Source organism: Nocardioides sp. (genome assembly GCF_024509035.1).
Taxonomy (GTDB): domain Bacteria; phylum Actinomycetota; class Actinomycetes; order Propionibacteriales; family Nocardioidaceae; genus Nocardioides.
The window spans coordinates 1-16,605 of the sequence record NZ_JANINT010000445.1; the positions used below are offsets into that span (position 1 = coordinate 1).

Below are 16,605 nucleotides of genomic sequence, written 5' to 3' on the forward strand. Positions count from 1 at the left end.
CGCTCGGTGGGCTCGCCACCGCGGGTCGCGACGAACGCGATGCCGGCCATCGCGACCGCGATGACACTGAGCATCACGACCGGCGACGGGGTGACCACGCCTCGCTCGTCGCGGCGGCGCATGCTCAGACCTCGAAGCCGAGGCGCCGGGCCGAGCGCTGCCGCTGGCGCGCCGAGCGCAGCCGCCGCAGCCGCCGCACCAGCAGCGGGTCGGCCTCGAGCGCCTCGGGGCGGTCGATGAGCGCGTTGAGCACCTGGTAGTAGCGCGTCGAGGACATGTCGAACTTCTCGCGGACCGCGGTCTCCTTGGCGCCGGCGTACTTCCACCACTGGCGCTCGAAGTCGAGGATCTCGCGGTCACGGTCACTGAGGGTCAGGCTGACCCCGGCGTCAGCCTCGAAGGCGTTCGCGGCATCCATGAGATCTCTCCCCGCACTCTCTCAGACATGACTGGCACACGACTGGTGAGGCTCACTGTAGGCGACGAACCACACCGATGTCATTCGACCCTCCGGATGGGTCCGCGCGGAGCTGAGGAGCGCTAGCCTCCGATCCATGGAATCCATCGGCTGGGGCATCCTGGCGACCGGCAAGATCGCCCACGCGTTCGCCCGCGACCTGGCCCTCGTGCCCGGGGCCCACCTCGCCGCGGCCGGCTCACGGCGCCTCGAGAGCGCCGAGGCGTTCACGGCGGAGTACGGCGGCACCGCCCACGGCTCCTACGAGGCGCTGGTCGCCGACCCCGACGTCGACGTCATCTACATCGCCACGCCCCACGCGCTCCACCTCGACAACGCCCGGCTGGCGTTCGAGGCCGGCAAGCACGTGCTGTGCGAGAAGCCGCTCACCCTCGACGTGGCCGACGCCGAGGAGATGGTGCGCCTCGCGGGCGTCCACGACCGGTTCCTCATGGAGGCCATGTGGACGGCCTGCCACCCGGTGATCCGGGCGCTGCGCGAGCAGATCTGGTCCGGCGAGCTGGGCACGCCGCGGCACCTGCACGCCGAGCTCGGCTTCCGCGTCGACGCCGACCCCGACGACCGGATGCTCAACCCCGAGCTCGGCGCCTCCGCGCTGCTCGACATGGGCATCTACCCGCTCACCGTGGCCCACCTGCTGCTCGGACCCGCCGAGCAGCTCACCGCCACCGCCGCCCTCTCCGACCGGGGCATCGACCTCGACATCGCGATCGCCGGTCGCTACCCCGGGGGCGCGCTCGCGACGATGACGGCCTCGATGACGTCGTACTCCTCGCGCCGCTGCGAGATCGCCACCGACCGGGGTCGCATCCACTTCGACGACTTCCACCACCCGACGCAGGCGGTGTTCGTCCCGCACGCGCCCGGCCCCGGCAGCTGGGTCGTCGAGCCGGGCGAGCCGATGGTCCTCCTGGGCGAGGAGCTGGTGATCGGCCAGGGCTACGGCAACGAGATCGCCGAGGTCGGCCGCTGCCTGCGCGACGACCTGCGCGAGAGCCCGCTGGTCCCCCACGAGCAGACGCTCACGCTGCTGCGGCAGATGGACGAGCTGCGCGCCCAGGTGGGGGTCACCTTCCCGAGCTGACCTCAGCCGGCCGAACGCAGGAACCGCAGGACGGCGGCCACCCGCCGGTGCGCCGTGTCGTCGTCGGGCAGCAACCCGAGCTTGGCGAAGATCCGCTGGGTGTGCTTCTCGACGCCGGCGAGCGACACCGAGAGCGCCTCGGCGATCGCGGCGTTCGAGCGGCCCTCGGCCATCAGCGAGAGCACCTCGCGCTCGCGCGGGGTGAGGTCGACGAGCGGGTCGCGGTTGCGGCCCATCAGCTGCCGCACGACCAGCGGATCGAGCGCGGTGCCGCCGGCCGCGACCGCCGCGATCGCAGCCAGGAAGTCGTCGAGGTCGCTGACCCGGTCCTTGAGCAGGTAGCCCACGCCCCCGTCGCCGGTCGCCAGCAGGTCGTCGGCGTAGGAGACCTCGACGTACTGCGAGAGCACGACGATCCGCGCCTCGGACCAGGACCGGCGTACGTCGAGCGCCGCGCGCAGGCCCTCGTCGGTGTGGCTGGGCGGCATCCGCACGTCGACGATCCCGAGGTCGGGACGCTGCTCCAGCATCGCGGCGGCGAACGCCGGACCGTCGCCGACCGAGGCGACGACCTCGTGGCCGGCCTCCGCCAGCAGCAGGAGCAGACCCTCGCGCAGCAGCAGGGAGTCGTCGGCGACCACGATCCTCATCGGGCACTCCTCATCGGGGGATCCTCGCCACCAGCACCGTCGGGCCGCCCTCGGGCGAGGTCAGCTCGAGTGTGCCGTCGACGGCGGCCAGCCGCTGCCGCAGGCCGGCGAGCCCGAGCCCCTTGGCTGGGTGGGCGCCGCCGACGCCGTCGTCCTCGACCCGCACCACGACCCCGCGCTCTTCCACGGTGACCGCCACCGACGCCGAGCCGGCGCCACTGTGCTTGGCGATGTTCGTGAGCGCCTCGGCGACCACGAAGTAGACCGCGGTCTCCACGTGCGGCGGCAGTGACGGGGGTACGTCGATGTGCGACTCCACCGGCACGACGCTCTGGGCCAGCATCTCCTCCAGCGCGGCGGCCAGGCCGCGGTCGACCAGCAGCGGCGGCGCGATCCCGCGCGAGAGCGAGCGCAGCTCGGCGACGGTCTCGCGGGCCTGCGCCAACGCGTCGTCGATGGTCGCGGAGGCGCGATCGGGGTCCTGGTCGAGCTGCCGCTTGGCCCGGCCCAGGTCCATGGTCAGCCGGACCAGCCGCTGCTGGGGTCCGTCGTGGATGTCGCGCTCGAGCCGTCGCAGCGACTCCGCCTCGGCCATCCGCGCGGCGTCCCTGCCGCCCTCGACCCGGGCGACCTCGCGCTGCAGCTCCGCGCGGCTGCTGAGCAGCACGGACGCCAGGCTCGCGTGGATGGTCGTCACCAGGCGCACGACCCAGGGCAGCGTGATCAGGACCAGCACCCCGAGGACGAGCTCGACCAGCGCCGCCGCGGTGTCGCCGTCACCGAACCCGAGGTAGTAGGCGAGCTCGTGCTCGCCGGGCTCGCGATCGGGGAGGTACTGCTGCCAGAACCAGTACGTCAGCCCCGCCCCGGCGCCCGCCCACCAGGCCACGGTCACGGCGAAGGCCAGCGTCCCGGTGACCAGACCCACCAGCGCCCAGACCACGTCCAGCCACGACTGGGGGTCGCGCAGCACGATCAGCTGCTGTCGCCAGAACCCGTCGCCCGGGCGCGCGCACAGGTACGCCGGCGTGGCCGCCTCGCGACCCAGTATCCCGCGCAGCCGGATCCGCTCGAACCGCGCGAACCCGCGCGCGACCATCACGCCCACCGAGAGCAGCAGCACGCCGCCGATGAGCACCGACAGCCCGACACCGAGCGCGAGGTCGACGACCACGACGACGAACGCGACCAGCGCGATCGGGAACGCCGAGAGGTTGTAGCCGGTCTCGAGCAGCACGCGTCGTACGCCGTGCGGTCGGGCCGGCGTCGCCAGGGGGTACGTCGTCGTCATGCTGAGGTCCGTCATGGGAGAAACGCTAGGAATCCAGCGGGTCGGGCACGATCCTGCCAGCCCGACAACCGATGTCGGGCCAGCCCGACACCTCCGGCCCTGCCCGACGCTCAACTAGGGTGGGAACGTGGCTTCCTCTGGCTCGGCTGATCTGGTCATCGTCGCCAACCGGCTGCCCGTCGACCGGGTGACACTGCCCGACGGCAGCACGGACTGGCGGACCTCGCCCGGCGGCCTGGTGACGGCCATCGAGCCGGTGATGCGCGCCAACGACGGCATCTGGATCGGCTGGCCGGGCGGCACCGAGGGCGACCTCGAGCCGTTCGAGGACGAGGGGCTGCAGCTCGTCCCGATCAACCTGAGCCAGCAGGAGGTCGAGTACTTCTACGAGGGCTTCGCCAACGCCACCTTGTGGCCGCTCTACCACGACGTCGTCGCCAAGCCGGAGTTCCACCGCGAGTGGTGGGACTCCTACGTCTCGGTCAACCGGAGGTTCGCCGAGGCGGCGGCCGCAGCCGCCTCCGAGGGCGCGACCGTGTGGGTGCACGACTACCAGCTGCAGCTGGTGCCGGCGATGCTGCGCGAGCTGCGCCCCGACCTGCGGATCGGGTTCTTCCTGCACATCCCGTTCCCGCCGGCCGAGCTGTTCCAGCAGCTGCCCTGGCGACGCCAGCTGCTCGAGGGGCTCCTCGGCGCCGACCTGGTGGGATTCCAGCTGCAGGGCGCGGCGCAGAACTTCGTACGCCTGGTGCGCCAGCGCGTCGGCCACAAGACGCACCGCGACCTGGTCTACCTGCCCGACGGTCGGACCGTCCGCGCGGCGGCGTTCCCGATCTCGATCGACGCCCAGGGCTTCGAAGAGCTGGCCCGGTCCGAGGAGGTCACCCAGCGCGCGAAGGAGATCCGCGAGGCCGTCGGCAACCCGCGCAAGATCTTCCTGGGCGTCGACCGGCTCGACTACACCAAGGGCATCTACGCCCGGTTGCGCGCCTACAGCGAGCTGGTCGTCGACGGGCACCTCGACGTCGAGGACGCCGTGTTCATCCAGGTCGCGACCCCCTCGCGTGAGCAGGTCGAGCAGTACCGCCTGCTGCGCGACGACATCGACCGGCTCGTGGGCCGCGTCAACGGCGACCTCGGCAAGATCGGGCGCCCGGTCATCCACTACCTGCACTCCTCCTACCCGCGCGAGGAGATGGCGGCGTTCTACCGGGCGGCCGACATCATGGCGGTCACGCCGCTGCGCGACGGGATGAACCTGGTGGCCAAGGAGTACGTCGCCTGCCGCTTCGACGACAACGGAGCGCTGGTGCTCTCGGAGTTCGCCGGCGCGGCCGAGGAGCTGCGCCAGGCGTGGCTGGTCAACCCTCACGACATCAACGGCATGAAGGCGGCGTTCCTCGAGGCCTACCGCGCCGACGAGCGCGACCTCACCCGCCGGATGAAGGCGATGCGCAAGACCGTGCGCCAGAACGACGTCGCCGCCTGGGCGGAGACCTACCTCGCCGAGCTGGCGGCGCTGCGTCCCTCGCACGGCAAGACCGTCCGACCTCCGCACCGCTCGTGACCCGGGCGGTCCGGAGCACCGCGCGGGGTGTCAGGGACCTCACTCGAGCCGCCTCGTGACCTCTGCGGGGAGGAGTAGTTTTCCGGGCATGGACCTCGTCCCCAAGCCCGACCAGGTAGCGGCTGCGGCCGGCAACGTCGCGCAGCTCCTGCTCTACGGCGGCCTGGCCGACCTGCGCCCGATGCCGCGCACGCTGATCGACGACGGGACGCTGCGCGAGGTCTACCACTACCGCCCGGTCGCCCACGTGCGCGAGCAGGGCGACCCGGTGCTGCTGGTCACGCCGCTGGCCGCTCCGGCGATCTGCTTCGACCTGCGCCGGGGCTGCTCGCTGGTGGAGCACTTCGTGAGCGTGGGGCGCCCGACCTACCTCGTGGAGTACGGGAACGTCTCCTTCCGCGACCGCAACCTGGGCCTCGAGCACTGGGTCGAGGAGGTGGTGCCCGCGGCGATCCGCGAGGTGTCCGCGCACGCCGGCAACCGGCCCGTCCACGTGGTCGGCTGGAGCCTCGGGGGCATCTTCGCGATGCTCGCCGCCGCCGACGGCCCCGACCTGCCCATCGCGTCGCTCTCGGTCGTCGGCTCGCCGGTCGACGTCACCCGGGTGCCGCTGGTGGCGCCGCTGCGACCGCTGCTCGACCTGACCGGCGGCCACGGCCTCGTCACGCGTGCCTATCGCGCTGCGGGGGGTGCGCCGACCCCGCTGGTGCGCTGGGCCTTCCAGCTCTCGTCGTTCCAGAAGCTCGTCACCAAGCCGCTGGCGATCGCGACCCACCTCGACGACACCGACTTCTTGGCCCAGGTCGAGGCCGTCGACCGGTTCACCGCGAAGATGACGGCCTACCCGGGCCGCAGCTTCGGGCAGCTGTACCACCGGTTCGCGAAGGGCAACGCCATGGCGACCGGGTCGCTGGAGATCGGCGGCCGCGAGGTGTCGCTCTCGGCGATCACCGCGCCGGTCCTGGTCTTCGCCGGCGCCACCGACGGGATCGCGCCGGTCGAGGCCGTCCGCGCCGTCGTACCCCTGCTGTCCGGCGCCCGCGAGGTGCGCTTCGAGATCGTGCCCGGCGGGCACCTCGGCATGCTGACCGGCCGGGCCGCCCGCGGCACCACGTGGCGGGTGCTCGACGAGTGGATCCGGCAGTGGTCGGAGGTCGAGGAGCCGGCCCCCGTGGCCAAGAAGGCCAGGGCGGCCTCGAAGACCACGGCCACGAAGGCGCCGGCGAAGAAGACCACCGCCAAGAAGACACCGGCCAAGAAGGCCGCGACGGCGAGGCCCACCACGAAGGCCGCCGCCAAGAAGACACCGGCGAAGAAGGCGCCCACCAAGAAGGCCCCGGCGTCGGCCGAGGCCATCGGCGCCAACCCGCGCCGGCGCTACGGATCGGCCGGCTCGAGGGCCCTCTCCCGCTGAACTGGTCAGGGGTTCCTTGCGCTTGTCGGCCGTTGCAACCCCCGACAAGCGCAGGAATCCCCGGTCCACCGGGGACTCCTACCGCTAGCCTCCCCCGCATGCCAGCCAGCGAGAGCCTGCCCCGCGGGGTGCGGGTGGGGTACGGGTCGGGGTCGGTGGCCACGGGTGCGTTCGGGACCGTGCCGGGCCTGATGCTGCTGCCCTACCTGACCGACAGCCTCGGCATCAGCGCGATCATCGCCGGGTTCATCGTGTTCGCGCCGAAGGCGTGGGACGTGGTGCTCAACCCGATCGCCGGCCGGATCAGCGACCGCACCGTGGACGACCGCGGGCCTCGGCGGCCGTGGCTGCTGCGGGCGGGCATCGCGCTCGCGGCCGGGTTCGCGCTGCTGTTCGCCGCACCCGAGATGAGCACGGTCGCCGAGGCGGCATGGGTGCTGGTGGTGTTCCTCGCGTGCGCGACGGCGTACGCGTTCTTCCAGGTGCCCTACGTCGCGATGCCCGTGGAGATGACCTCCTCCTACCACGAGCGCACCCGGCTGATGACGTGGCGCGTGGCGATCCTGGCGTTCACGATCCTGCTCGCGGGGGCGAGCGCCCCCGCCATCCGCGACGCGGTCGGCGGGCGCGACGGCTACCGGGTCATGGGGCTGGCGATGGCGGTGATCATCCTTGTCGGCGTCGTCGGCGCGTACGCCGGCACCGGCCGGGCGCGCGTGGCTGCCGCGCAGCCGGGCGCCGGGTCGTTGCGCGACCAGCTGCGCATCGTGGCCACCGCGCGGGACTTCCGGTGGTTGCTCACCTGCTTCGTCGTGCAGGCGCTGGCCACCGGCTGCATGCTCGCCGGCGTCGACTACCTCGCCTCCGACGTGCTCGGCAAGGACGGCGCCGCGACGATCCTGTTCGTCTGCTTCGTCGGCCCCGCCCTCCTGCTCACCCCGGCGTGGTCCGCGGTCGGCACCCGGCTCGGCAAGAAGCGCGGGTACGTCGCCTCCTCGGTCTTCCTCGGCGCGGGTGCGCTCCTCGCGGCGACGGCCCGCACCGCTCCGCCGGCGTTCGTCTACCTCGCCGTGGCCCTGGTCGGGATCGGGTACGCCGGGTGCCAGGTGTTCCCGATGGCGATGCTGCCCGACGCGGCGGCGGTCGACGCCCAGCGCACCGGCACCAACCGGGCCGGCGTCTACACCGGCGTGTGGACCGCCGGCGAGACCTTGGGGCTCGCCCTCGGCCCGGGGGTGTTCGCGCTGGTGCTGGCGATCGGCGGCTACCGCTCCTCCACCGACGGCGACGTCGTCCAGCCCGACTCCGCGCTGACGGCGATCGTCCTCGGCTTCTCGGTGCTGCCGGCCTTGCTGACGGCACTGAGTCTGTTGTGGCTGCGTCGCTACTCGCTCGACGCGGCCCAGGTCGACGCGGCGGTGGCCGCATGAACACCATCGGCGCCCCGGGGGCTGACGCCCTGGCCCGGCTGCGGGCCATGCAGGCGGCCGACCTCCCGGTCCACGGCGGACGCACGCTGGCCTACGTCTACGACTCCGGGCTCCCCGACGTCGACCGCATCGGCCGCGAGGCCGTGGCGGCCTACGCCGGCTCCAACGGCCTGGACCCCACGGCGTTCCCGAGCCTGCTGCAGATGGAGAACGAGCTGGTCGGCTTCGCCGCCGACCTGCTCGACGCCCCGCCCGAGGCCGTCGGCACCGTGACCTCCGGCGGCACCGAGTCCTGCCTCCTGGCGGTCCAGGGTGCGCGCGACAGCCGCCCCGACGTCGACCGGCCGCGGATGGTCGTGCCGTCGACCGTGCACGCGGCGTTCCTCAAGGCCGCCCACTACTTCGGGGTCGAGGCGGTCGTCGTGCCCGTCGGCGCCGACTTCCGCGCCGTCCCCGACGCCATGGTGGCCGCGATCGACGAGGCGCCCGAGCGCACCGTCCTGGTGGTCGTCTCCGCGCCGTCGTACGCGCACGGCGTCGTCGACCCGGTCCCGCCCGTGGCGGCGGCCGCAGCCGAGCGGGGCATCCGCTGTCACGTCGACGGCTGCATCGGCGGCTGGGTGCTGCCGTACGCGGCGCGGATCGGCCGCGAGGTCCCGCCCTGGACGTTCGCGGTCGACGGCGTCACCTCGATCTCCGTCGACACCCACAAGTACGCCTACGCCCCCAAGGGCACGTCGGTCCTGCTGCACCGTTCGCCGGAGCACCGCCGCCCGCAGTACTTCGCGCACGCCGACTGGCCGGGCTACACCATGCTCAACTCGACGATCCAGTCGACGAAGTCCGGGGGCCCGCTCGCGGGCGCGTGGGCGGTCGTGCAGTCGCTGGGCGATGCGGGCTACGAGCAGCTGACCCGCGAGGTCTTCGAGGCCGTCGACCGGATCGTCGCCGGCATCGACTCCATCCCCGAGCTCCGGCTGGCGTCCGTGCCCGACTCCACGCTCGTCGCGCTGGTCACCGACGGCTCGTGCGACGCGTTCACGATCTGTGACGAGATGGCCGCCCGCGACTGGTACGTGCAACCGCAGATGTCGTACGCCGGGCAGCCCCCCAACATCCACCTGTCGGTCAGCGCGGCCACCCTCGCCCACGTCGAGGAGCTCCTCACCGCCCTGGCCGACTCGGTGGCCGCGGCCGTGGCCGCCGGACCGGTGAGCGTCGATCCTGGCATCGCCGAGTTCATCGCGGCTCTCGACCCGGCTGCTCTCACCGACGACGACTTCGACGGGCTGCTGGTCGCGGCCGGGCTGGTCGGCGGCGAGGGCGCCGGACTCGACCTCCCCGACCGGATGGCCGAGGTCAACGCCATGCTCGACCTGGCCTCGCCGGCCATGCGCGAGGCGCTGCTCGTCGCGTTCCTCGACCGTCTGTCCAGGCCGTCACGACGGGCGTAGCCTGCAGGAGTCTGACGACCTCGGGGGCCACCCATGCGACACCGTCCACTGCTCGCCGGCGCACTCGCCGCGCTGTGCCTGGTCGCGGCCGGCACCACCGCGGCCCCGGCCGCCGACGTCCCCGGACCGGTCACCGGCCGGGTCGTCGGGCCCGACGGACAGCCGCGCGCCGGGGTGGTCGTGCGGATGACGGCGTACGGCGAGCGCGTCGCAGCCGCCGAGACGACCACGGCGAGCGACGGCACGTTCACCCTGCCCGGCACCGAACGACCGGCGCGGTTCGTGCTGGTCGTGTGCTCGAGCGACGAGGCCTGCGATGACGTCTGGCAGGCCACCGAGCTCGTGAAGACCTACGTCGGGCCGGACGAGCAGGCGTTCACCCTCCCGAGGCTGCACGGCTACTTCACCACCGACCTGACCGGCGAGACGGCCAGCCCGGCCGTCGACGTCGGCGACGTCGACGTCGTACGCCCCGCCACGCTCACCGTCCGCGACGAGACCGGCCACTGGGTTCCGCCGTTCTCCGGCCCCGCGGTGTCGGAGCTGTGGCCCGAGATCCACCAGGACGTGACGGTCTTCCCGGTCCTCGCTCCGGGGACGCACGACGTCCGGCTGGACTGGCTGGACCGATCGGTGACGGTGACCGCCGGCGAGAGCACCGAGCTCCGGTTCGGGCCGCGGCCGCTGATCACCGGCCGCATCCTGGTCGGGGGCAGGCCCGTGCGCGGCGAGCACGTGGCGGTCGTGACGTCCACCGTTCACCGTCTCCACGGCACCGTCACCGACCGCACCGGCCGCTACCGGACCGGACCGCTGCCGATCGGCCGTCGGCTCACGGTGCGGCTGGGTGCGGACAGTGGCGGCACCCTCTACCCGGACAACCGGCCCAAGGGCCTCTACCACCTGACCGTCCAGGCCGGCGAGGTGCGCAACCTGTCGCTCGCCGTCCCGTCGGGCTCACGCGGAGCGGTCGAGGCGACCGGGGACCTCGACTCCACGATCGTCGGCCTGCGTCCGGTCTCCGGGCCGTGGCTCGGACGACTGTTCGCCCCCGACGGCCGCACCCGGACCGGCGGGCTCACGCCGGGGCGGTACGTGTTGACCGCGTCCTGGCGGACCCAGAACCTCCCCGGCGTCCAGGACTGGCGGGCCGACCGCGAGGTCGTCCGGGTCCGCGCGGACCACACCGTCCGGGCGCACCTCGCGCCGAGGACCGGTCCCGGCGAGGTCACCCTGCACGCCGATCCGGGCTCCTACGTCCGCCTCGACTCCGCCTCGCCCGACGCGACGTTCTCGACGCGCGAGGTGCCGGCCAGCGGCGAGGTCGCGATCTCCGGACTGCCGGTCGGGGACTACGACGTCACGGTCGCCCGCGACCAGTACGCCACGCCGAGCGCCCCGGTGCGCGTCCGGGTCGGGAGCGAGCCGGCCGAGGCCACCCTGCCCGCACCGCCTGCCCTGGGGTCGGCGCGGGTGCGGCTGGTCGACCCCGACACCGGACAGCCGTGGCCGTGGACGGCCGGCGTCATCACCGCGGTCTCCTGCCCCGGCGGCCAGCTGACGCTCGAGGACGGCGTCTTCGTCGGCGAGCTCGAGCCCGGCACCTACCGCGACTGCACCACCTGGGAGCTGTGGAACGACGCGAACGTGCCGACCGGCACCACGTCGTGGGGACGGCACGCGCTCGACGGCACGCTCGTCGTACGTCCCGGCGAGATGACCACCGCCGACCTCGCGGTCGACCTCACGCCGTAAGGGTCTGTTGATCGAGTCTCGGTCGAGCTGAGCGTCGCCAGGCGCGTGCGCTGGCAAGGCGCCGTCGCGAAGGCATACCGGGTCGTCTGTCGAGCGGCGGCAACGCAGCCAGCGTGCGTGCATGGCGGCGGTCAGCCGACCACGGACTTGATCAACGGGCCCTCACGAAGGCCTCCACGGACGCCAGCGAGTAGACCCCCGCGTCGGTGCCGACGCCCTGCGCGACCTGGGCCGCGGTCGCGCAGCCGAGCTCCGCGGCACCGCGCAGGTCGCGACCGAGCGAGAGCCCGCGCAGGAAGCCGGCCGAGAACGCGTCGCCGCAGCCGGTCGTGTCGATCACGTCGATGGCGTACGCCGGCACCTCGATCGTCTCGTCGGCAGTGACGACGAGCGCCCCCTTGCTGCCCTGGGTCACCGCGACGCATCCTGCGCCCGCGGCGACCAGCGCACGGGCGCCGTCGGCGAGTGAGGTGGCGCCGGTGAAACCCAGCACCTGCTCGTCGTTGGGCAGCAGGTAGTCGGTGTGCGGCAGGGCATCGGCGACCCACGCGAGCATGTCGGGGTCCCCGGGCGCGAGGATGTCCAGCGAGGTGGTGGCCCCGAGCGAGCGCGCGTGCGCCAACAGGCGTCCGGCGGCCTCGCCGCCGAGGAACTCCGGCCCGCCGAGGTGCACGAAGCTGCAGCCCTCGAGCGCGGCCAGGTCGAGGTCGTCGAGGGTGAAGGCGCCGTTGGCGCCGATGCAGTGCCAGGCCGGACGGTCGCCGTTGGGCCGCACCGGGATCACCGACGCGGAGGTCTGCTGGTCGGCCTTGCGCACCAGGCCGGCGACGTCGACGCCCTCGCGCTCGAGCAGCGCGAGCAGGGTCGTGCCGATCGGGTCGTCGCCGACCGCGCCGAAGCTGTGCACCTGCGCACCGAGCCGGCTCAGCACGACCGCCGTACCGCCCGCGGTGCCGGCCGGGGAGACCCGGATCGTCTCGACGAGCTGGCCGTCGGAGCGCTCCGGGATCGACTCGATGCCGATCACGTGGGTGTCGAGGACGTGGACGCCGATCGTGGCGATCTTCATGCTGGTCATCTCCTGGTCGGGACCGGACGTCGGGGTCAGCGGCGTACGCCGTCGAGGCCGGCGGGCGTGGCGTAGCGCTCGAGGTAGGCCGTCACCAGTGCGATGCCCTCCTCGACCATCGCCTCGTCGCCGTCGAGGGAGTCCTCGAACGCGAGCTGGAAGACGCGATCGCCGACCTCGACGGCGAGCAATGCGGCCGAGACCGGCAGGTCGGGCCGGGCCAGACCGGCATCGACAGCGAAGGACTGGAGGGTCTCGGCGATGCGAGCGTTGTGCTCGCGACCGAAGCGGTGGACGGCGACGTTGGTGCGCCCGCGCAAGTAGATCTCCACGAAGGCCGGGCGCCGGTGGTAGACGCTCACGAACGCCCGCATCGTCGTGCGCACCAGGGAGGCGACCGACAGCTCCTCGACGGCGGCGAGGTCCTCGGCGACCTGGGTGTCCATCTCGTCCATGTCGCGCTGGGCGAGCGCGAGCATGACGTCCTCCTTGTCGGAGAAGTACTGGTAGAGCGAGGCGACCGGGGCACCGGCCGCCTCGGCGATGTCGCGGGTCGTGACGGCCTCGACGCCGTGCTCGACGACGAGCCGCGCCGCCGCGTCGAGGAGGTCCTCGACGCGGCGGCGGCTGCGCTCCTGCCGCGGGACCCGTCGCTTCGGGGTGGTGGTCGAGGTCGCAGCCGCAGGCACGGAGCCAGTGTAGGGTACGAACACGAATGTGACACACGTTCACATCTGGACTCCAGGAGTTGCCGTGACCCAGCCCCTGCCCTCCACGCCCCTCGCCGGCACCGTCTCGCGCCGCCTGCTCCTGGGCAGCGCAGCCCTCGGGGGCGCCGCCCTCGGCACGGGGGCGCTGCACGATGCGGTCGCGGCCGGCTCGCGCCAGGGCTCACTGCCCCGCCGGGTGGACGCGGTCGTGGTCGGCGGCGGCATCTCGGGCCTGGTCGCCGCCCGGCAGCTGGCGCGCGACGGCTACGACGTACTCCTCCTCGAGGCACGCGACCGCGTCGGCGGCCGGGTGCTCAACCACCATCTCCGCCAGGGCGGCGGCGAGACGATCGAGTCCGGCGGCGCGTTCGTCGGGCCGACGCAGGACCACATCCTGCGGCTCGCGCGCGAGCTGAAGGTGCCGACGTTCCCGGAGTACAACACCGGCAACAGCGTCTACATCTCCTCCCTGACCGGGCGGATGGAGTACTCCGGCACCGTCCCGCCCGACCTCACGATCCTGCCCGACGCCGCGGTGCTGCTGACCCGCATCGACAGCATGGCCGCCGAGATCGACGTCTCCGCGCCGTGGGCCCACCCGAGCGCCGCCGACTGGGACGCGATGAGCCTCGGCGAGTTCATCCGCCGCAACAGCGTCAACCCCGACGGCGTCGGCAACCTGATCAAGTCCTGGACCCAGCCCGGCTTCGGCGCCGACCCCGACGAGCTCTCGCTGCTGTTCGTGCTCTGGTACGTCGCCTGCTCGGGCAACGAGCGAGAAGTCGGCACGTTCTCGCGCAACTCCGACACCGCGGGCGGCGCGCAGGAGCGCCGGTTCGTCGGCGGCTCCCAGCTGGTGCCGATCCGGCTCGCCCGCAAGCTCGGCGACATCGTGGCGCTGCGCGCACCGGTGCGGCGCATCGAGCAGCGCGACCACCGCGTCGTCGTCCACACCGGGCGCGGCACGGTCACCGCCCGCCGCGTGATCGTCGCGGCGCCGCCGCCGCTCGTGCTCGACATCGACTGGTTCCCACGGCTCCCGACCCGGCGGCTCCAGCTGCTGCGCCACCTCGACATGGGCCAGCTGATGAAGTGCGACGCGATCTACCAGCGGCCGTTCTGGCGCGACGCCGGTCTCAACGGCTTCGGCATCAGCGACTCCGGCGCGGCCCGCGCGGTCTTCGACAACTCGCCGAAGGACGGCACGCCGGGAGTGCTGCTCGCGTTCGTCGGCGGTGCGACCTGGCGCGAGTACGGGCCGCTCCCGGTGGCGAAGCGGCGCCGGGCGGTGCTCGAGGGCTTCGCGGCGATGTTCGGCGAGGAGGCGCTGCGCCCGATCGACTACGTCGAGCACGACTGGACCAAGGAGCAGTGGACCCGCGGCGGCCCGACCGCGTTCCACGCCCCCGGCACGATGGTCCGGTTCGGATCGGCGATCCGGCAGCCGTTCGGCCGGGTGCACTGGGCCGGCACCGAGACCTCGACGTACTGGACCGGCTACATGGACGGCGCCGTGCGCGCCGGCGAGCGGGCCGCGATCGAGGTCGGGGAGCGACTGTGAGGCGGCTGCTGGCCGGGCTGGCCGCTGGCGTGCTGGCGCTCACGTGCTCGCCCCCGGCGTCCGCCCAGGTGCGGGATAAGGGCGACACCCGGGTCTTCTCGCTGGTGCCGTCGCCCGGCTTCCCGGCGTACGTCCACGCGCACACCAACGGGCGGGTGTACGCCGGCACCTACATCGACACCGGCAGCTCGGCGCCCTCGCGGGTCTTCGAGTGGCGCGGCGACGGCACGCTGCTGCGCAGCTGGACGGTGCCGGGCCAGGTCCTCGGCGAGGACCACGGCGTGCAGGTCGCCAACCAGACGCGCGACGGCAGGCTCGTGCTGCTGGAGACCTCGACCGCCTCGGTCATGACGCTCGACGTCAGGACCGGGCGGTTCCGCCGGGTCGTGCGCCTCCCCGACGGCGCGGTGCCCAACTACGCGACGTGGGGGCCGCGTGGCGCGCTCTTCGTCACCGACTACGCCGACGGCGTGATCTGGAAGGTGCCGCACGGGTCGCGGACGCCGCGACCGTGGTTCCGCTCCCCCGCGTTGACCGGCGCGATCGAGTTCGGCACGACCGGCATCCGCTACCGGCCGGGGCGGCGCGACCTGCTCATCACCCAGCAGACCGTGACCGACGGCGGCACGCTGCCCACCAACGGCGCGCTCTACCGGCTGCCGATCGGGGCCGACGGCCGCCCCGGCGAGATCGAGACGCTGTGGACCTCCCAGCCCGGCGACCTGCCCGACGGGTTCGGCGTCGGCCGCTCCGGGCACGTGTACGTCGCGCTCGCGGGACTCTCCAACCAGCTCGTCGAGCTGACCGCCACCGGCGAGGAGGTACGCCGCTACGGCACCGCCCTGACCGGTGACAACGGCTCCCCGATCCCGTTCGACACCCCCTGCAGCGCGACGTTCCTCGGCCGGCGGGTCCTGGTCGCCAACCAGTCAGCGATCGCCGGCGACCGCACCCACCAGGCGATCCTCGACGTGTACGTCGGTGAGCCCGGCCGCCCGCCGTACCTGCCGCGCCGCGCCGGCTTCTGACGAGCCCCGCGTCGGCCGCTAGCCTGCGGACCGTGAGCGCGCTGGCCGGACTCGTCGACAAGGGACTCATGAGCCAGGACTGGGCCGCGGCGCTGGCGCCGGTGGATGCGCAGGTCGCGGCGATGGGGCGGTTCCTGCGGGCGGAGCTCGCGGCCGGACGGCCCTACCAGCCCACAGGCGAGCGGGTCTTCCGCGCGTTCGAGCGTCCGCTCGCCGACGTCCGCGTGCTGATCGTGGGGCAGGACCCCTACCCCAACCCCGAGCACCCGATCGGGCTGAGCTTCGCGGTGCGGCGCGACGTGTGGCCGCTGCCGCCGAGCCTGGTCAACATCTACACCGAGCTGCGCGACGACCTCGGGATCATGCCGCCGCGCCACGGCGACCTGACGGCCTGGGCCGACCAGGGCGTGATGCTGCTCAACAGGAGCCTCACGGTGCAGCCCGGCGCCTCCAACAGCCACCGCGGCAAGGGCTGGGAGCCGATCACGGCGTGCGCGATCGAGGCGCTGGCCCGGCGAGGTGGCCCGCTCGTGGCGATCCTGTGGGGCAGCGACGCGCGCAACCTCAAGCCCATGCTCGGGCCCGTGCCGGTCGTGGAGTCCCCGCACCCCTCGCCGCTGTCGGCGTACCGCGGCTTCTTCGGCTCCCGGCCCTTCAGCCGGGCGAACGCCCTGCTCGCCGAGCAGGGCGCCGCACCACTCGACTGGTCGCTCCCGATGGAATAAAGTTGAAGTTACAACCATTGGAGTGATCATGAACGCGAACCGCATGCCCGCCCTCTACATCGGCCACGGCGCTCCGCCGCTCCTCGACGACCCGGTGTGGTCGGGGCAGCTGGCGGCCTGGGCCAACGACCTGCCGCGACCGAAGGCGATCCTCATCGTCAGCGCCCACTGGGAGTCGGCGCCGGTCAGCCTGAGCGCGAGCGGCGCGCCGCTGGTGTACGACTTCGGCGGCTTCGCCCCGCGGTACTACCAGATGACCTACGAGACGCCGGACGCCACGGCGCTCGCGCAACGCGTGGCCGCGATGATGCCGGCGAGCGAGCCGGTCCACCAGCACGCCAGCCGCGGCCTCGACCACGGCGCGTGGGTGCCGCTGAGGATCATGTACC

The 16,605-nt window shown here is 73.1% G+C and carries 15 protein-coding genes; 10 read left to right on the forward strand and 5 right to left on the reverse strand.

Annotation, left to right across the window (positions count from 1 at the left end):
* Positions 1-124: 124 nt before the first annotated feature.
* Positions 125-418, reverse strand: a complete 294-nt coding sequence (locus tag Q0L15_RS24200; protein ID WP_296607411.1) for a DUF3263 domain-containing protein — start codon at positions 416-418, stop codon at positions 125-127.
* 136 nt (positions 419-554) lie between these two features.
* On the opposite strand from Q0L15_RS24200, the gene Q0L15_RS24205 reads away from it, so the two are divergent.
* Positions 555-1,562, forward strand: coding sequence for a Gfo/Idh/MocA family oxidoreductase (locus Q0L15_RS24205; RefSeq protein WP_296607412.1), 1,008 nt, complete (start codon positions 555-557; stop codon positions 1,560-1,562).
* A gap of 2 nt (positions 1,563-1,564) precedes the next feature.
* Here the strand turns inward: Q0L15_RS24205 and Q0L15_RS24210 are convergent, their stop codons facing one another.
* Positions 1,565-2,212, reverse strand: a complete 648-nt coding sequence (locus Q0L15_RS24210) for a response regulator transcription factor (protein ID WP_296607413.1) — start codon at positions 2,210-2,212, stop codon at positions 1,565-1,567.
* 10 nt (positions 2,213-2,222) lie between these two features.
* The gene (locus tag Q0L15_RS24215; protein WP_296607414.1) at positions 2,223-3,518 is read right to left on the reverse strand and encodes a sensor histidine kinase; all 1,296 of its coding nucleotides are present in this window, start codon (positions 3,516-3,518) and stop codon (positions 2,223-2,225) included.
* A gap of 112 nt (positions 3,519-3,630) precedes the next feature.
* Here Q0L15_RS24215 and Q0L15_RS24220 point away from each other — a divergent pair, with 112 nt between their 5' ends.
* The 5 genes from Q0L15_RS24220 (at position 3,631) to Q0L15_RS24240 (ending at position 11,123) form a co-directional block, all read left to right on the forward strand.
* Complete coding sequence (locus Q0L15_RS24220) at positions 3,631-5,070, forward strand: trehalose-6-phosphate synthase (RefSeq protein WP_296607415.1); 1,440 nt, start codon at positions 3,631-3,633, stop codon at positions 5,068-5,070.
* Between the two features lie 88 nt (positions 5,071-5,158).
* A complete protein-coding gene (locus Q0L15_RS24225) occupies positions 5,159-6,484 on the forward strand; it encodes an alpha/beta fold hydrolase (RefSeq protein ID WP_296607416.1) in 1,326 nt (441 codons plus the stop codon).
* 98 nt (positions 6,485-6,582) lie between these two features.
* A complete protein-coding gene (locus Q0L15_RS24230) occupies positions 6,583-7,914 on the forward strand; it encodes an MFS transporter (protein ID WP_296607417.1) in 1,332 nt (443 codons plus the stop codon).
* Positions 7,911-9,368, forward strand: coding sequence for an aminotransferase class V-fold PLP-dependent enzyme (locus Q0L15_RS24235; RefSeq protein WP_296607418.1), 1,458 nt, complete (start codon positions 7,911-7,913; stop codon positions 9,366-9,368). Before Q0L15_RS24230 ends, Q0L15_RS24235 begins: the two co-directional genes overlap by 4 nt.
* Before the next feature lie 33 nt (positions 9,369-9,401).
* A complete protein-coding gene (locus Q0L15_RS24240) occupies positions 9,402-11,123 on the forward strand; it encodes a carboxypeptidase-like regulatory domain-containing protein (protein ID WP_296607419.1) in 1,722 nt (573 codons plus the stop codon).
* A gap of 151 nt (positions 11,124-11,274) precedes the next feature.
* Here Q0L15_RS24240 and Q0L15_RS24245 read toward each other — a convergent pair whose 3' ends face one another.
* Both Q0L15_RS24245 and Q0L15_RS24250 read right to left on the reverse strand, forming a co-directional pair.
* Entirely contained in the window at positions 11,275-12,192 is a 918-nt protein-coding gene (locus Q0L15_RS24245; protein WP_296607420.1) for a carbohydrate kinase family protein, read from the reverse strand.
* Positions 12,193-12,227: 35 nt separating this feature from the next.
* Positions 12,228-12,881: a TetR/AcrR family transcriptional regulator gene (locus Q0L15_RS24250; RefSeq protein ID WP_296607421.1), complete on the reverse strand. Its 654-nt coding sequence runs from the start codon at positions 12,879-12,881 to the stop codon at positions 12,228-12,230.
* Between the two features lie 64 nt (positions 12,882-12,945).
* Here Q0L15_RS24250 and Q0L15_RS24255 point away from each other — a divergent pair, with 64 nt between their 5' ends.
* The 4 genes from Q0L15_RS24255 to Q0L15_RS24270 form a co-directional block, all read left to right on the forward strand.
* Positions 12,946-14,463, forward strand: a complete 1,518-nt coding sequence (locus Q0L15_RS24255; protein WP_296607422.1) for a flavin monoamine oxidase family protein — start codon at positions 12,946-12,948, stop codon at positions 14,461-14,463.
* Positions 14,460-15,491, forward strand: coding sequence for a hypothetical protein (locus tag Q0L15_RS24260; protein ID WP_296607423.1), 1,032 nt, complete (start codon positions 14,460-14,462; stop codon positions 15,489-15,491). The genes Q0L15_RS24255 and Q0L15_RS24260 overlap by 4 nt, the downstream gene beginning before the upstream one ends.
* Positions 15,492-15,559: 68 nt before the next feature.
* Positions 15,560-16,216: a uracil-DNA glycosylase gene (locus Q0L15_RS24265; RefSeq protein WP_296607425.1), complete on the forward strand. Its 657-nt coding sequence runs from the start codon at positions 15,560-15,562 to the stop codon at positions 16,214-16,216.
* 28 nt (positions 16,217-16,244) lie between these two features.
* The coding region (locus tag Q0L15_RS24270) for a class III extradiol ring-cleavage dioxygenase (protein ID WP_296607424.1) at positions 16,245-16,605 on the forward strand (361 nt) is incomplete at its 3' end.

Excerpts from the sequence above, each read along its gene's own strand:
- Q0L15_RS24265 (WP_296607425.1), top strand. The coding sequence starts at position 15,560 with ATGAGCCAGGACTGGGCCGCGGCGCTGGCGCCGGTGGATGCGCAGGTC.
- Q0L15_RS24230 (WP_296607417.1), top strand. The coding sequence starts at position 6,583 with ATGCCAGCCAGCGAGAGCCTGCCCCGCGGGGTGCGGGTGGGGTACGGG.
- Q0L15_RS24215 (WP_296607414.1), bottom strand. The coding sequence starts at position 3,518 with ATGACGGACCTCAGCATGACGACGACGTACCCCCTGGCGACGCCGGCC.
- Q0L15_RS24240 (WP_296607419.1), top strand. The coding sequence starts at position 9,402 with ATGCGACACCGTCCACTGCTCGCCGGCGCACTCGCCGCGCTGTGCCTG.
- Q0L15_RS24245 (WP_296607420.1), bottom strand. The coding sequence starts at position 12,192 with ATGAAGATCGCCACGATCGGCGTCCACGTCCTCGACACCCACGTGATC.
- Q0L15_RS24205 (WP_296607412.1), top strand. The coding sequence starts at position 555 with ATGGAATCCATCGGCTGGGGCATCCTGGCGACCGGCAAGATCGCCCAC.
- Q0L15_RS24225 (WP_296607416.1), top strand. The coding sequence starts at position 5,159 with ATGGACCTCGTCCCCAAGCCCGACCAGGTAGCGGCTGCGGCCGGCAAC.
- Q0L15_RS24200 (WP_296607411.1), bottom strand. The coding sequence starts at position 418 with ATGGATGCCGCGAACGCCTTCGAGGCTGACGCCGGGGTCAGCCTGACC.
- Q0L15_RS24210 (WP_296607413.1), bottom strand. The coding sequence starts at position 2,212 with ATGAGGATCGTGGTCGCCGACGACTCCCTGCTGCTGCGCGAGGGTCTG.
- Q0L15_RS24235 (WP_296607418.1), top strand. The coding sequence starts at position 7,911 with ATGAACACCATCGGCGCCCCGGGGGCTGACGCCCTGGCCCGGCTGCGG.